Below are 15,294 nucleotides of genomic sequence, written 5' to 3'. Positions count from 1 at the left end.
GAGAGCGCTTAACATTCTTGAAAAAAAGCAGGAATTTGCGTAAGCAGTGGCGAATCTTTTGCTATGAGAGCTTACTCTGAAATATGATTTCTTTTCCGGCAGGATGGAAGACTTTTTAGCCGGCTTCTTTCGAGGTATGACTGAAATACGGAAAATATCGATGTTGGAGGGGATTGTTGAATGCTGGAACATTGTAAGTGCGGACAAAGGTATGACTTGGACTTTCGGCTTGTCGATTACAAAAAGCATGTCAGCATCGATAACGTGCCGGTTCTGGTTTGCCCAAAATGTGAATATGAAGAGGTACTGCCCTGGGTTCGGAAGGATCTCACTGCACTGCTGCAGAAACTGTCGCTCTGCGAAGAACCGTACGGGATTGACTACACGGATTTCAATGAGCTGGCCTGCATTATATATGTCATTTTTACATGCAGTCCCGCCGATACCAAGGACGCTTTGAAAGCGGAAATCCAAGAAAGCTGTACGGCGAGAATCAATACGCTGCTCGATTTGTACCGCTGTGCCAAAGATGCGGGCGATCGATCTTGGATGACGGAAATCGAAGCCCGACTGTCTCAATTAAGTGAGAAAGTATATATAGATGGTCAAGAGGTCCGTTACTCTTCGGTATAAATTTTCAGGAAAATCCGGACATTGTAAAATACGAACATTAACAAAACCAGTCGTATTTTTGACTTCGTTTTGCCAGGTTGTTAAACTGGAACCTAACACTTGTGTGAACAATAATCGGATTTGAAATAGACGGAGGGAGACTGACCTATCATGCCTACTTTTACCCAAATTACAACGAGCGAGCAGTTGGAAGCTGCTATTCGCGAGTCGCAGGAGAAAACGGTACTGCTGTTCAAGCACAGCACACGCTGCCCGATCAGTGCAGGAGCATACAAAGAAGCACAGCGTTATTTGAATGACTCGCCGAATGAGGATGCCGCTTATATGCTGATTCATGTGGTCGAAGATCGGCCGGTATCGTTGGAAGCGGCTGATCGTTTGGGAGTGGAGCACGCTTCGCCGCAGGCTATTGTATTGAAAGAAGGCCGGGCAGTATGGAATACTTCGCATTCGCGAATCACTTCTTCGGCGCTGAGTGAGGCTCTGTCTTAGGACAGGCGCCTTTTTTTCAGAAAAAAGTGAAGCGTTAACATTGCGTACCAAGCAAATTTATCGTATCATGGTACTAATGAAAGCTTGAATGTAATTCATTGAAACCTGATTGAAAAATTTACTGGCAATGGAGAGAAATGATGTGACGGTAACTATTTATGATGTGGCGCGTGAAGCTGGAGTCTCGATGGCCACCGTTTCGCGGGTTGTAAACAACAACCCTAACGTAAAGCCGCAAACTCGGAAAAAAGTATACGAGGCTATTGAACGTCTCGGCTATCGCCCGAATGCGGTTGCACGTGGTCTGGCAAGCAAAAAGACAACAACCGTCGGTGTAGTCATTCCCGATATTTCGAACTCGATTTTTGCTGAAATTGCACGCGGCATCGAGGATATCGCCAACATGTATCATTACAATATTATCCTCTGTAATGCGGACAAGAAGAAGGATAAGGAAATTCGAGTCATCAATACGCTGCTTGAGAAGCAGGTTGACGGTCTGCTGTTCATGGGCGGTACAATTACCGAAGATCATGTACAAGCATTCCAGACGGCTTCCGTACCGATTGTTCTTTGTGCGACTAAAGATGAAAACGGTACGATTCCTTCTGTTGATATCGATCATGAGGCAGCCGCATTCGATGCAGTAAGTGCACTCGTCCGTCACGGACATCGTGAAATAGCGATGATCAGCGGCACTTTGCAGGATCCGGCAAACGGTTACTCGCGCTTCCAAGGTTACAAACGTGCGCTGGAAACAGCAGGGATTGAGTATCAGGAAGATCTGGTGCGTATTGGCAACTACCGTTATGAATCCGGTGTAGAAGCCATGAAGTATTTCCTGGGTCTTAAACGTAAGCCGACCGCGATTTTTGCGGCTACGGACGAGATGGCTATTGGTGCTATTCACAGCGTACAAGATGAAGGTTACAAAGTTCCGGACGACTTCTCAATCATGAGCGTAGACAATATTCGTATGGCTTCGATGGTTCGTCCACAGCTGACGACAGTTGCTCAGCCAATGTACGATATCGGTGCCGTAGCTATGCGTCTGCTGACGAAGCTGATGAAGAAAGAGAACGTAGAAAATGCACAGGTTATCCTGCCGCATGAAACGATTCTCCGTCTATCCGTCGCTCGTCTGAACGACTAAACGACGAAATTTGATGAAAAATCCGATAGCCTTGATGGGCGCAATGGATGAAGAAGTCAAGCTGCTTCTTGATGAGATGGACAATACCCGCAGCCGAAAGGCTGCGGGTATTGTTTATACGGAAGGCCGTTTGCTTGGCCAAGATGTTGTCGTTTGTCGCAGTGGTGTAGGCAAAGTCAATGCTGCCGCTACTGCACAGATTCTGGTCAGCGAGTTTCATGTTCAAGCCTTAATTTTTACCGGTGTTGCCGGAGCTTTGCATCCGCAGCTGGAGATTGGCGATATTGTGATTTCGTCGGAAAGTCTGCAGCATGACATGGATGCTTCACCGCTTGGCTTTGCTCCGGGAGTGATTCCTTTTCAAGAAGAGTTTTGCTTTCCGGCGGACAATCGTTTGATTGCAAAGGCCAAGGCCGCGTGTGAATCGGAGAGGGTAGACTTCCGGATCGGCCGCATTCTGTCGGGAGATCGCTTTGTAGCCGATCGAAACGAGGTAAGGCGTCTGCGCGATGAGTTTGACGGACTGTGTACAGAGATGGAAGGGGCTGCAGTTGCACAGGTTTGCCGGATGAACGGACTGCCGCACGTCATTATTCGTTCAATGTCCGACAAAGCAAACGGAGAAGCCCCAGGAAGCTTTGCCGATTTTAGCATAACAGCATCGGCCCGTTCTTATGCGATTGTCGTTGGAATGCTTGAGCATTGGGACGATCTCGTAACAAAGTAAAGCTTTTTTTGTGAAGTTTGCGGGGATGCCCTACATTACCGAAAAGCCCTATATCACCGACCTGCCGGTGATATAGGGCTTTTGTTGTTGAATAATGGGTTCTTTGTGACACTTTACGGACTTGCTGCGTGCAATGTCAACGACTGGGGCGATTCGCCGGCTTCGTTGGAGGCCGAGACTTTGAACCATGCCGCAAATGGAGCTTGAGCCGTATAGTTGAACGAAGCGGAAGACGTATTTCCGACTGCGGTATACGGGCCTTCCGCCGTTTTGCTGTAATAAATGGTGTAAGAGGATGCTCCTTCTGCAGGTGCCCAACTGAGCTGTGCTCCGCTGGCAGATGCACTGACCTGAAGCTGATCAGGTGCAGCGGGAGGAGTAAGCGCCGCAGGAGGCGCAGTTTCCTCAGTCTGCGGTTCCGGTTCTGGCTTTGGCTTCGGATCCGGAGCGTCCGTACTATCATCAGTTTCCTCGACTGACCCTTGAGTCTCTTCCTCGTCCGATTCCTGCTCCTGTACCTCCGGTGTCTCGGCTTCTTCAATCGGTTCATTAGGTACAACAGTTCCTTCGACCGTTTGCGGTTCTTCCGGAACGATAGGTTCAGGCTCTGCCTGAGGCTGAGGTTGGCTGGTTGCACCGACGGTTCGGCTCGGCCCCGATTCCTTGCCTGCAACATCGACTGCCACTACGTAATGTAGAGCGGAGCTTGGAGTCAACGGGAACTGCAGGAATTCGCCCGTCTGTACCGCACCTGCATATTGGAATGAGCTTCCACCATCCCATGAACTGTAGAGACGGTAACCGACTACGTCATTTTCAGGATTGGCCGTAAAAGCAATCGATGTACCGGAGTTATTCATCCAGACATTGACCGGTGCGGAAGGAGCAAAGCCGTCATCCGTACGCGGATCGACTTCTTTTGGCATATCCACGCCGGCATCCGCCGGGATGTAATAGCTGAGCGGTTGACCGTTTTGCATTTTGGAAAGTGCATTTTTTAATTCGATAATCAGCTGATTAATCGGCTTTTCTCGATTGACGGTGACCTTATTCAGCACCATATCGTCCGGTGTTTCCGGATGAGGCACATAATTGACTCCGTTATAGATGATGTATTTGGCGGAGACCAATCCATCGTCATAATCCGTCGGCACATATTTTTCATTGAAAATATCCGTTACCAGTTTCCCTGATTGAACTGTCAGCTCGGTTGGAAGTTTGCCGCTATAACCGGACACTGTCTTTGTGACGATGCCTTCCGGTTTGGCAAATTCCTTATTTGGGAACAACTCGGGCTTCAGCGTCATCACTTCGTTCATGATTGCAGCCCATAGAATTCGGGCACGCCCTTTGTCGTCATTCATCGTATTAATCGGTTCATTGTAGCCGGACCATACGCCGAGCGTCATATCAGGGCTGTAACCCATGAACCATACGTCACCATAATCTTGAGTCGACCCCGTTTTACCGGCTATTTCAGTCTGTCCATATTGATTGAACATCTCTGGGATGCTGCTGCCCCGAGCGCTGCCGGTGCCATCGCTGATTACGCTCTTCAACATGTCAGTCATTAAGTAGGCCGTCTGTTCGGAGAAGACCTGACTCGGATTAACTTGATGTTTATAAACGATATTTCCTTTGGAGTCTAGGATCTTCTCGATCATATAAGTCTCGTTGAATTTACCGCCGTTGCTGATTGCGGCGTAGGCGCCGGTCAGCTCCTTGACGGTAACCCCCTGGCTCATTCCGCCAAGTACCCCGGTTTGAGCTTTGTAATCGGAATCGGTAATCGTCGTAATACCGAGTTTCTTGGCAAATGCCCAAGAGTCTTCAATTCCGACTTTCTCGGTAAACAGCTTAACCGCAGGGATATTCAGCGACTGGTTAAGCGCATAGCGCGCTGTTACCAGTCCTTGATAACGGTTGTTGGCGTTCTTGGGAATATGATACGTCGAACCGGTCTGCAAAATGATCGGCGCGTCGTCGATCACACTCGCAGGCTGAATGATTCCGCTGTCGAGAGCCGGTAGATAAGCTGCAATCGGCTTCATCGTTGAACCCGGCTGCCTTCTCATCTGCGTAGAGAGGTTCATCTCCAATGTATCGAAGCTTCGGCCTTCGATCATGCCGATTACGGCACCGGTCTTCTGGTCGACCAGGCTGGCGGCCACCTGCTGTGGAAGGCCATGCGGATCAGCGGCTCCGAAATTGGTCGGGTTTTCCGCAATACTGCGCATCGTTTTGTATATATCTTTGTCAATTGTGGTGTATATACGGTATCCGCCGGTCAGCAGCATCTCGTTGGCCGCTTCATAAGAAGAGGTTTCTTCCGTCGAAGAAACATTCGGCGATTCCAGCTGCATGATGATTTTCGTCGCTTCACGTTCCACTTCCGCCATCAAATACGGATAGATAGCGTAAGCTTTCGCTGTTCTGCCGGACAGTGAGCCTTCCAAATCAAAAGCGAGTGCTTCATCATATTCCTTCTTGGTAATCTTGCCGTCCTCTAGCATATTCGAAAGCACACGTTGCTGTCTGCTTACGGCATTTTTGAAGCCTTTCTCGTTAAAATTGCCCTGACTGTCGAATGCGGAATACGTGGTCGGGAGTTGAGGAAGTCCTGCCAGGTAAGCACTTTGTGCCAGATTCAATTGAGAAGGATCGTTAAGGCCGAAAATTCCTTTCGCCGCCGCTTTGACTCCGAACAGATTATAACCGGTAGAGCCTTTACCGAACGGCATTTTATTCAGGTAAGCTGTCATAATCTCTTCTTTGGAGAGGAAACGCTCCATGCGCAGAGAAAGCAAAATTTCCTTAATCTTACGGTCGTTTGTCTTATCTAAACTTAAAAATACCCGTCTTGCAAGCTGTTGGGTCAGTGTACTGCCGCCGGTCTGTACCGGTTCATTCAACACTTTCTGTTTGACGGCACGCAGCGTACCGTTTGTATCGATTCCGGGATGGGAATAGAAATTTTTGTCTTCGATCGAAACGAGAGCATCGATAACGGTCTGCGGAATCTGATCGTAAACGACCGGCCTGCGGTCCTCATCAGTACGAAGCTGGCCGATCGGCGAGCTGTCCCGGAAATAAGCAAAACCCGTAATCGAATTTTCGTCGATAGCCTGCTCGATCGCTGCTCTGGAGCGTACCGGCTCATCCTCAAGGATGGAGGTAACATAACCTGCTACCGCTCCTCCTCCAAAAAGAACAGCTGCAAAGCCAAGGATCATCATCCATTTGAAAAAAGTTAGCGTTTTGCGGAAAAATGATCTTTTCTTGACGGAAGTTTTCGTTTCGGGCGTTTTGTTCTCATCTGCCATTAGCGTATCTTCCTCCTTTTGAACAGGGCTTATTATAGCACAAAAACAAGAAAAACAGCACAGAAAATGGAGAGGAGGGCCTTGGAGGGAGAAGACTGGAAAAGTCGGGAAAATCAGCAAAAAGAGTAAAACATAAAAAATACCCGCAAGCTTTGCAGCTTGCGGGTATTTTGTGCATGCTTTCCGATTAACGGTTGTAGAATTCGACGATTTGCTTTTCATCGATTTCTTGCGACAGTTCGGAACGCTCAGGCAAACGGATATATTTGCCTTCCAGAGCCGTTTCATTGTACTCAACATAAGCGGGTACATGTGCACGGTTTTCCAGAGCTTCCTTGATCGACGACATACCGCGGCTTTTCTCGCGAAGGCCGATTACGTCGCCCAGGCTTACTGCGTACGAAGCGATGTCGACTTTTTTGCCGTTAACCGTTACGTGACCGTGAGCAACCAACTGACGCGCGCCTGCGCGGGAGTTAGCGAAGCCCATACGATACACGAGGTTGTCCAGACGGCTTTCCAGCAGGAACATGAAGTTCTCGCCGGCGATGCCTTGCATTTTTTGCGCTTTGCTGAACAGTGTGCGGAATTGCTTCTCGCCCAGACCGTACATGTGGCGCAGTTTTTGCTTTTCTTGAAGCTGCATGCCGTAGTTGCTTTGTTTTCTGCGTTGGTTAGCGCCATGCTGACCCGGAGGGAAGTTGCGCTTAAGATCTTTGCCGTTACCGCTCAGGGAAATACCGAGGCGGCGGCTGAGTTTGAATTTAGGGCCTGTGTAACGTGCCATATTGGAAAAACTCCTTTGTCATGTGTAATGGCCGGGGAACCGTGTGCGCCGTATTTTGTTTCGCGTACGCAGGCCGGAAACGCTCTCCTCTATAGTAAGGAATAAACGAATCAGCGTACTCATATCGGGAAAGTTCAGCCGCTGTCCCGATAGCAACAAAATAACGTGAGGGTGACGCACCGTTACACCCGGATACGTAGGTATCCGGCGTTCATACATCACTAAAGTTTATAGGAAACTTTCGATCACGTCAAGCTTTAAAGTACTTAAAAAAGAAGGAATTTATTTGTTATTAAATGTTGTGCGTCGAAAGGCCTAATCAAAAGCGTAAATAGCGAAAAATAAGATGCAAAAATGAGGCGAACAAAGTAATATAAAAAGGAGATATCTGAAAAAGGTGCACATAACCTTCTTTTTTCCTTTTTCGGAAAAAACAGGGTTTAATTTCTGTTTAGGCGAACTGCAGTTTAACTTTCGTATAAAATAGAAAGAGATAAATGCGCAGAAATTTTGATCGGATTGTTACTAAACGATCTATTTCCGACATCCGTTTCGGCGCTTGCAGAAAGCCGCAGCTTAGGTGACGGTTTGAACGCAAATCAAATTCGGTTAAGTTACCGAATGAAGGTATTGTTTTCGGCAAAGGAGAGAAGTTATGTCCGAACACGCAGGGAAGAACCCGGTGGAGAAATTTCAGCGCGATGAAATTAGCGACGCGTTGTTTCCCGTAATATCCCGTGAAGACCAGTCTTTCTGGATTCAATCGGTGGATATCGGCACAGCCGATTTCCCTTATATAGAACCGCTGCTTCGGGAGAGCTTCGCCGAATGGCGGGAACAAAGCGGAGGCTTCTCACCGGAAACGGAATGGTTTTTGTTCGGTCATGACGGCGAGGCTGTAGCGGGTGATCCGAATTTGCTCCTTCGATTGAAAGAAGAAGCGGAGCATGCCGGATGGATGGCTTTGGCAAGGAGAGAAACGGTTATGGTTCCTTCTGGCGGCCATTTGGGTGAGCACATGTGTACGCGTATGACATTGGCCGTTCCCATCTTTACCCGCAGCAGTGGGGATGTGTTCGCAGTTCTTGGCTGTTCGGTTTCCGAGAATGATTCAGCCGGAATAAAGAGAGCTGTAGAGATAGGCGCAGCCCATTTTCGTACTTGTTTCTACCGTCGGCTCGAGTATTCGTTTGTTTACGATACACTTTATAACCGTCAGGCTGGTACTCCAGGATTAAACGGGGACTCGGCGCTGTTTCGTATGGTCCGCAGGCTGTACGATAAATTCAACGTTGAAGGTGTGCTCGAGGAGATGCTTCGTATCGTATTAATGCTTCATCCTTCGGCCCGATGTCAGCTGTTGATGACGCAGGATTACCAAAGCTCAAACCCGCATCTTCAAGCATTCCTGCTTGACCAGCACAAGCAGGGTATTTGCACGACATCTTTCATGCAGGGGAGCGTGGAAGTTGAGCGTATTCCTACGCCCGAGTACCCAAATCGGATTGAAGCGGCGCTTCCGCTTGCCGGACATCAGGGCGTTTACGGTGTCTTTCACTTTACAATCGACGCTCCGACCGAAAATCCGGATACGCGTCTGCTCGGTATGATTTCCGATACCGCAGGCAAAGCTTTTGAAAACGCCAAGCTGTACGAACAGTCAAATTTATTGATCCGTGAACTTTTGCTGATCAATGAGCTTACCAAACGACTGAATCAAAATTTGCAGCTCAGCGATGTATTCTCTTTTGCTATTCAGGAACTGGTAGGCATTTTCCGAGCGGAGTACTGCTGCATCGTGAAAGATAATCCTGCGGAACAGCGTTTTGACGTGATGGCCTGCAGTCTGCCGGAACTGGAAGGGGCTTCATTTAGCCGAGATTACGGCTTTGGCGGAATGGTGCTGCAAATGCACGAGCCGATTATTATATCGGACTACTTGGAATCGTCGATTCCTTCCCGCTTTATGGAAGTGTCAGAAGCCCGGTCGCTGATCGCCGCTCCGCTGATATCGAACGGCAAGACGATGGGAGCCGTTCTGCTGGCTCATGGAAAAGATCATTATTTCTCGTACGATAACTTCAAGCTGCTGCAAATGTTGTCTACGCATATCGGTCTTGCCCTGAGCAATGCAACGCTGCACGCAGAGCTTCAGCGCGTAGCCAATAGAGATGCCTTGACTGGTCTTTATGTTCGCCGTCATCTCGATGAGCAGATTCATACTCATCAGCTTGAAGGCTCGAAAGGTTCGCTGCTGGTGATTGATATCGACCGTTTCAAGCAGGTAAATGATACCTACGGCCATCAGATTGGAGATTCTATATTGCAGCAGGTAAGCGCGATCGTAAGCGACTCTATTCGGACAAGCGATGTATCCGCACGCTGGGGCGGCGAAGAGTTGGCCGTTTATTTCCCGGAAACGACACTTGACGAGGCGTTGATGGTAGCCGAGCGCATTCGAAGCCTGATTGAGCAGGATACCCGTCCCGGCGTCACCGTATCCTGCGGCGTTGCAGAATGGTCAAAAGAAGATTTGGCAATCAGTGTCGAATCGTTGTTTTATCGGGCGGATATGGCACTCTATCAAGCTAAAAACAACGGGCGCAACCAGATTCGCACAGCGATGGCCGATTAATACCCGATTTTGGATAAGCCTCGAACGGATGTATACCGTACGGGGCTTTTTGGGTGAAGACCTTTTGGATGCAATGACTTCAAACGGAAGAAGTGCTACAATAATAGAGCTATCGGCAGCGGTATCCTGCCGACTGCCGTTTAATTCAAGCGGGCTTCCGTCAGAATGGAACCCGATTTGCGGGAGGGAACTGACAGCATGCGTGATCCTAGAGTACAGAAATTGGCAAAGACGCTGGCGGGCTATTCCGTCAATGTGCAGCCGGGCGAAAATATCCTCGTCGAAATGATTGGACCCGAACGGGATCTGCTGCAGGCGGTTGTGGAAGAGATTGCGGCTTTGGGCGGCAATCCGTTTGTACAGCTGACTGATAAAAGGGTACAGCGTACGATGCTGATAAACGCTACGGAAGATATGATCCGCACCTGGGCGGAGCAGGATTTGAACCGGATGAAACAAATGCAGGGATATATCGGCATTCGCTCCGGCGAGAACGTTAACGAGCTGGCGGACGTTCCGGAAGAGAAAATGAAGATGTATAATGCACTATACAATCACCCGGTACATAGCGAAGAACGCGTGAAACATACAAAATGGGTGGTGCTCCGTTATCCAAGTGCGAGTATGGCTCAGCTGGCAAATATGAGCACACAGGCATTCGAAGATTTTTACTTTGATGTCTGCAATCTCGATTACGCCAAAATGGACCGTGCTCAGGATTCTCTGCAGAAGCTGATGAACGAGACGTCGAAAGTTCGCATCGTCGGACCGGGTACGGATCTCTCGTTCTCAATCGAGAATATCCCGGCGATCAAATGTTCTGGGACAGCCAACATTCCGGATGGCGAGGTATACACAGCGCCAGTGCGGGATTCGGTAAACGGTACAATCTCCTATAACGCGGCCAGCGTATATAACGGCATTACATTTGAGAACGTAAAATTCCGTTTCGAAAACGGCAGGATCATCGAAGCGACGGCCAATGATACGGAGAAGCTGAACAAAATTCTCGATTCTGATGAAGGTGCGCGTCATATCGGCGAATTTGCGATCGGCTTTAACCCTTACATTTTGACACCGATGAAAGACACGCTGTTTGATGAGAAGATTGCCGGCAGTCTGCACTTTACCCCGGGGCAAGCTTACGAGATCGCTGACAACGGTAATCGTTCGTCGATTCACTGGGATTTGGTACTGATCCAGCGTCCAGAATACGGTGGCGGAGAAATTTATTTCGATGATCGACTGATCCGCAAAGATGGAATTTTCGTTGTACCGGAACTGGAATGTTTGAATCCTGAAAATTTGAAATAACGCAAAAAGTTTCAAGACTGCGGAAAACGGTTGATAAGAAAGCGGATACAAGTTATCATGAAAGATAAGAATACAGGTTGTTATTTTGAGATTCAGACGGAGGGATAATAATGGCTAAAAACAATGCAGCGGTTGTTGAAATCGCTCAGACCGCATCCCGCTATTCTTCTTCGATCGTTCTGCAAGCCGAGAACAAGTATATCGATGTTAAGAGCATCCTGGGATTGTTTACGACACTCGTAAGCAGTCAGCAGTATGAACTGCACGTCATCGGTCCAGACGCGGAAGAAGCCAAAGCGGCTATGGTTGAAGTTTTCGAGAAGCATGGTCTGAATATCGTAATTGCGCCGGAGTAGGCAGCGGCAGGTTCTCAAGCCAGGCACCGACCGTTTGCAGCGGATCGGTGCTTTTTCTTGTGTCCGTTTGCATTTTACTCTTCTCTTGAAAGGCGGTTCTTGTATTACCTTTTAAATTCGTCTAATATTAGATTAGAAACGCCGGCCACACTTTCGGGCATAGGGGGGAGAAAATATGACTTCATCTGATGTGCAAGAGCAGTTTCAAATTAAGGCAGCCAATCTTCTTCAAGAAGATGCAGATAAAATTGAGAAGTTGATTGAAGTACAGATGGAGAATCTGGCGACCCGCTACTGTCCTCTCTATGAGGAAGTGCTGGATACGCAAATGTACGGTTTTTCCAGACAGGTCGATTTTGCGATCCGGGCAGGTCTCGTTGGCGAGGTTGAAGGTAAGCAGATCGTCAGTAAGTTGGAACGCAATTTAGCGGTTCTCTATGAAGCTTTGAATAACAGGGAGTAGCGGATCTGCCGCCGCTTTCAAGCTTCAACATAATAAAAGCGCGCACGAAGCATAAGCTTCGAACGCGCTTTTTTTGTTTGACGTTCTCTATGCGGCTGGCGAGATCAATGGACCATATAGAAGGACACGCCCAAAATGATATAAACAGCGAGCAGCAGCAGACCTTCATACCAAGTTGTTTCGCCGTCTTGAATAATGGATTTGGCAATAAATACGGCAACGACGATAGCCACAATCTCAATCGTCGAAAATACAATGTCCATCGTGCCGCTCAAGCCGCCCATAAAGAAGCTGACAAAAACAAGCACCGGTGCGACAAACAGTGCAATTTGCAGACTGCTGCCGACCGCAATCTCAACTGCAGCACCGATCTTGTTCTTCATCGCAAGCATAACCGCAGCGCTGTGTTCAGCAGCGTTGCCGACAATGGCGACCACAAAGGCACCCACGAACAATTCACTGAGACCAAACTGTGTGGTAAAGGTCTCCAGTGTACCGACCAGCCATTCGCTGACGAAGGCCACCATAACGGTAGCAATCACGAGGTACAGGATAGATCGACCTTTCGACCAAGCCGGAGCATGTTCGTCTTCGTGCTCGGTCTGCGCAGGCGCGGGAGATACCGCATTTGCGCTTCCGCTTGGCATTCCGTTTCCTACGGTCGTAGGCAGGGCTGCCGCTGCACGGGATTCGGAAGGATCGGCAAGGTAATCTTTGTGCGTAACCATCGAGAAGAACAGCCAGGCGATGTACGCCACAATCAGAATAGCCGCTACAATCAGGCTCAAAGTATCAATTTGCAGACCCTCGATCGAATGCGTGTTCAGGAACACGGCAGGAACGAACAGTGCGATGACTGCCACGACCATCAGCGAACCGTTCATTCCGGCAAGAGGCACGTTAAAACGCTGCACCTTAAATTTCATACCGCCGGCAAACAAGCTGAGGCCGAGTACAAGCAGTAAATTGCCTATAATCGAACCGGTCAAGCTCGCTTTAACCATATCGAATAAACCTTCTTTAACGAGCATGATTGCGATAATAAGCTCGGCTGCATTACCGAATGTCGCGTTTAAGAAGCCTCCAAGTCTCTGTCCGGCATAGTGGGCGACGCTCTCTGTGGCGCGTCCGAGGAATCCGGCTACGAAAATGACTGAGATCGCGGACAGTATAAATTCGAGAGTCGAATTCCAGTGAAGCAGATGTCCGGCCGCGCTAAGCGCAAAAGTGAGAATCAGCAGAACAGGGGATAGCATTTTTTTCATGGGTCAGGCCTCCGTATACAAATTCGGTCTGGATTCATATGTAAAAATCAAAATAACAAATCCACTCCAAATATAAGCCAATTTTCCGAGTCCTGAAACGAAATGCAAGCTTCCCGGAGAAAAAAAGAAAAATAGCTATTTGCGCTGTGAGGGGGTTACCCTTTAAACTAGAAGTATGAAGTAAGGAGGGATGGTCATGTCCGAACAAGTACAATTGGACAATGGTAATGTGCGAATCGCGAATGATGTTGTAGCTAAAATCGCAGGAATGGCCGCACTGGAAACGCCAGGAATCGCAGCGATGTCGGGGGGATTGTCGGAAGGCTGGGCTAAACGTCTAAGCGGGAAGAACGTACAAAAAGGTGTAACGGTTGAAGTAGGGCAGCTGGAGACGGCGATCGACCTGCGTATCATCGTATTGTACGAGACTCCGATTCACGAAGTTTGCCGCATGCTGCAGCAAAATGTGCGTGAAGCCGTAGAGAATATGACCGGTTTGAAAGTGATCGAAGTTAATGTCAAAGTTGAAGGTGTTGCTTTCAAAGACGACATTTCGATTGAAGAGCCGTCACGTATCCGTTAATTGTAAGATGAATCGGCAATCTGCAGCAAAAAAGGTTCCCTCGAAATTTTCGAGGGAACCTTTTTATATGGGAATCAAAGACTTTGAATGGTTGATTCCTGACTTTAACGCGAACGATACAAAACGGGACGGCGTTCCGGCACCGTTACCGTCTGCGTTGTCTGCTCCTTGACGGCAGGGGCAGACTTTTTGGATTCGCGCGAGATGCTGAGCAGAATGCCCATGCTGAAGAGAGTGATCAACAGCGATGTGCCGCCGTGACTAATAAATGGCAGAGTGACGCCTGTAAGCGGAATCGTATTGGTTACACCGCCTATGTTGACGAATGCCTGAATGCCGATCAGTCCGACAATTCCGACACCGGTCAATGTACCGAAAATATCCGGACAGCGCAGTGAAACGAGCAGCCCTCTCCAGAGGAAGTATAGATAGAGCAGAAGAAATACCGCGGTTCCGATAAAGCCGAACTCCTCACCAATAATAGCGAAAATAAAATCGTTATGCGAATTGGTCAGATACGACAACTTCTGAATACTCTGACCGTATCCGGCTCCCGTCGCTCCGCCTTCGCCAATCGCAATCAAGGAGTTGAGCAGGTTCTGTGTAGAACCTTTCGGATCGGAAAACGGATTAAGATAAGCTTGAATCCGGCTGGCTTTGTAGCTGGATGTTGCGCTTGCTTCATCCGGGGTCTTCGGAGTGAGCAGTGCTTTACCGCCGAAGAACAAGCCCAGAATAACGGCGAGAATCATCATCGAGCCGAGAATATGCTTCAGACTCGCTCCGCCCGCGTAGATGACAAGAAGGCAGGCCAATACAAGAATCATGCAGGAACCTAAATCGGGCTGCAGCATGACGAGTCCGGCAATTACCGAGACAATTACAATAACCGGCATAAAGCCGGATCGCAGATCGCGGAATTTTTCTCCCTTTTTTGAGATCAGGGCAGCCAAGTACAAAATTGTACTGATTTTCGCTAGTTCGGTCGGCTGGAAATTAATCGGTCCCAACCTGATCCAGCTGTGCGCGCCGTTTGTAGAAGGCATGAACAGTACGACAATCAGCGATATAAAAGTAAAGAGGAATAATGGAATAAACAGTTTCTTGTATCTTTTATAAGGGATACTCATAGCAATCAACATAACGATAATGCCAATTATCGCGTAAAACATCTGCGGAAGTGCAAAATAAAGCGGATCATTCCTGAATTTGCTGCCGAGCAGCGTGACGCTGGCGCTGGCGCTAAACACCATCAGCAGACCAAAGCCGGTCAGGATCAGGGTCAATATCAGCAGTTGAAAATCGGGCGGCGATTTAGGCGGACCGCTTTTCGTTCTCACGCCCGTTCCGCTTGCCTGACCTGTTCTGTTTGTTTTAATTGTGCTCATGTAGGTTCAATCCTTCGGCAGGCGCTGCGGAAGCGCCGTTTGATATGTGAGTATTCGGCAGAGGTCAAGGACAATATTTCTTTTGAAAGCTTCCTTGTGAAACCGTATCTAAACTTCATCTTTCATCATAGTCGCTTTGAAAGAGCGGTGCAAGACCTCCCATAACGGTGGGCGC

Annotated in this window: 13 protein-coding genes; 9 read left to right on the top strand and 4 right to left on the bottom strand. The window is 48.5% G+C overall.

The window, feature by feature from the left end; genetic code table 11:
- The first annotated feature begins 180 nt into the window (after positions 1 to 180).
- The 4 genes from F456_RS0103310 to F456_RS0103295 all read left to right on the top strand — a co-directional run bounded on the left by F456_RS0103310 (position 181) and on the right by F456_RS0103295 (position 3,005).
- Positions 181 to 633, top strand: coding sequence for a hypothetical protein (locus F456_RS0103310; RefSeq protein WP_018975585.1), 453 nt, complete (start codon positions 181 to 183; stop codon positions 631 to 633).
- Positions 634 to 783: 150 nt separating this feature from the next.
- On the top strand, positions 784 to 1,125 hold the full coding sequence (ytxJ, locus tag F456_RS0103305) for a bacillithiol system redox-active protein YtxJ (protein WP_018975584.1): 342 nt from the start codon (positions 784 to 786) through the stop codon (positions 1,123 to 1,125).
- Between the two features lie 142 nt (positions 1,126 to 1,267).
- Positions 1,268 to 2,278, top strand: a complete 1,011-nt coding sequence (gene ccpA, locus F456_RS0103300) for a catabolite control protein A (RefSeq protein ID WP_018975583.1) — start codon at positions 1,268 to 1,270, stop codon at positions 2,276 to 2,278.
- Positions 2,279 to 2,291: 13 nt separating this feature from the next.
- Positions 2,292 to 3,005 carry a 5'-methylthioadenosine/adenosylhomocysteine nucleosidase gene (locus F456_RS0103295; protein WP_018975582.1) on the top strand — a complete coding sequence of 238 codons (714 nt, stop codon included), beginning with the start codon at positions 2,292 to 2,294 and terminating at the stop codon, positions 3,003 to 3,005.
- Between the two features lie 113 nt (positions 3,006 to 3,118).
- Here the strand turns inward: F456_RS0103295 and F456_RS0103290 are convergent, their stop codons facing one another.
- Positions 3,119 to 6,328 (bottom strand): penicillin-binding protein 1A, encoded by a 3,210-nt coding sequence (locus F456_RS0103290; protein WP_018975581.1) that lies wholly within the window; start codon positions 6,326 to 6,328, stop codon positions 3,119 to 3,121.
- A gap of 187 nt (positions 6,329 to 6,515) precedes the next feature.
- The gene (gene rpsD / locus F456_RS0103285) at positions 6,516 to 7,115 is read right to left on the bottom strand and encodes a 30S ribosomal protein S4 (protein ID WP_018975580.1); all 600 of its coding nucleotides are present in this window, start codon (positions 7,113 to 7,115) and stop codon (positions 6,516 to 6,518) included.
- A 655-nt stretch (positions 7,116 to 7,770) separates the two neighbouring features.
- Between rpsD and F456_RS0103280 the strand changes: the two genes are divergently transcribed.
- The 4 genes from F456_RS0103280 (at position 7,771) to F456_RS0103265 (ending at position 11,883) form a co-directional block, all read left to right on the top strand.
- Positions 7,771 to 9,750, top strand: a complete 1,980-nt coding sequence (locus F456_RS0103280) for a sensor domain-containing diguanylate cyclase (RefSeq protein WP_018975579.1) — start codon at positions 7,771 to 7,773, stop codon at positions 9,748 to 9,750.
- 198 nt (positions 9,751 to 9,948) lie between these two features.
- On the top strand, positions 9,949 to 11,064 hold the full coding sequence (locus tag F456_RS0103275; RefSeq protein WP_018975578.1) for an aminopeptidase: 1,116 nt from the start codon (positions 9,949 to 9,951) through the stop codon (positions 11,062 to 11,064).
- A 110-nt stretch (positions 11,065 to 11,174) separates the two neighbouring features.
- On the top strand, positions 11,175 to 11,420 hold the full coding sequence (locus F456_RS0103270) for an HPr family phosphocarrier protein (protein ID WP_018975577.1): 246 nt from the start codon (positions 11,175 to 11,177) through the stop codon (positions 11,418 to 11,420).
- 175 nt (positions 11,421 to 11,595) lie between these two features.
- Entirely contained in the window at positions 11,596 to 11,883 is a 288-nt protein-coding gene (locus F456_RS0103265; RefSeq protein WP_018975576.1) for an Fpa/YlaN family protein, read from the top strand.
- 104 nt (positions 11,884 to 11,987) lie between these two features.
- On the opposite strand, the gene cax is transcribed toward F456_RS0103265, so the two are convergent.
- The gene (cax, locus tag F456_RS0103260; protein ID WP_018975575.1) at positions 11,988 to 13,148 is read right to left on the bottom strand and encodes a calcium/proton exchanger; all 1,161 of its coding nucleotides are present in this window, start codon (positions 13,146 to 13,148) and stop codon (positions 11,988 to 11,990) included.
- A 196-nt stretch (positions 13,149 to 13,344) separates the two neighbouring features.
- On the opposite strand from cax, the gene F456_RS0103255 reads away from it, so the two are divergent.
- Complete coding sequence (locus F456_RS0103255; RefSeq protein WP_018975574.1) at positions 13,345 to 13,731, top strand: Asp23/Gls24 family envelope stress response protein; 387 nt, start codon at positions 13,345 to 13,347, stop codon at positions 13,729 to 13,731.
- A gap of 104 nt (positions 13,732 to 13,835) precedes the next feature.
- On the opposite strand, the gene ftsW is transcribed toward F456_RS0103255, so the two are convergent.
- Positions 13,836 to 15,119, bottom strand: coding sequence for a putative lipid II flippase FtsW (gene ftsW / locus F456_RS0103250; protein WP_018975573.1), 1,284 nt, complete (start codon positions 15,117 to 15,119; stop codon positions 13,836 to 13,838).
- Positions 15,120 to 15,294 lie beyond the last annotated feature (175 nt).

It is taken from the genome of Saccharibacillus kuerlensis DSM 22868 (genome assembly GCF_000378145.1).
Taxonomy (GTDB): Bacteria; Bacillota; Bacilli; order Paenibacillales; family Paenibacillaceae; genus Saccharibacillus; species Saccharibacillus kuerlensis.
This window is presented reverse-complemented; position numbering and strand designations above follow the sequence as displayed.

Coding starts and splice junctions, on each gene's coding strand:
- F456_RS0103275 (WP_018975578.1), top strand. CDS start 9,949: ATGCGTGATCCTAGAGTACAGAAATTGGCAAAGACGCTGGCGGGCTAT.
- ftsW (WP_018975573.1), bottom strand. CDS start 15,119: ATGAGCACAATTAAAACAAACAGAACAGGTCAGGCAAGCGGAACGGGC.
- F456_RS0103290 (WP_018975581.1), bottom strand. CDS start 6,328: ATGGCAGATGAGAACAAAACGCCCGAAACGAAAACTTCCGTCAAGAAA.
- F456_RS0103280 (WP_018975579.1), top strand. CDS start 7,771: ATGTCCGAACACGCAGGGAAGAACCCGGTGGAGAAATTTCAGCGCGAT.
- F456_RS0103295 (WP_018975582.1), top strand. CDS start 2,292: ATGAAAAATCCGATAGCCTTGATGGGCGCAATGGATGAAGAAGTCAAG.
- F456_RS0103265 (WP_018975576.1), top strand. CDS start 11,596: ATGACTTCATCTGATGTGCAAGAGCAGTTTCAAATTAAGGCAGCCAAT.
- cax (WP_018975575.1), bottom strand. CDS start 13,148: ATGAAAAAAATGCTATCCCCTGTTCTGCTGATTCTCACTTTTGCGCTT.
- F456_RS0103310 (WP_018975585.1), top strand. CDS start 181: ATGCTGGAACATTGTAAGTGCGGACAAAGGTATGACTTGGACTTTCGG.
- F456_RS0103255 (WP_018975574.1), top strand. CDS start 13,345: ATGTCCGAACAAGTACAATTGGACAATGGTAATGTGCGAATCGCGAAT.
- rpsD (WP_018975580.1), bottom strand. CDS start 7,115: ATGGCACGTTACACAGGCCCTAAATTCAAACTCAGCCGCCGCCTCGGT.
- ytxJ (WP_018975584.1), top strand. CDS start 784: ATGCCTACTTTTACCCAAATTACAACGAGCGAGCAGTTGGAAGCTGCT.
- F456_RS0103270 (WP_018975577.1), top strand. CDS start 11,175: ATGGCTAAAAACAATGCAGCGGTTGTTGAAATCGCTCAGACCGCATCC.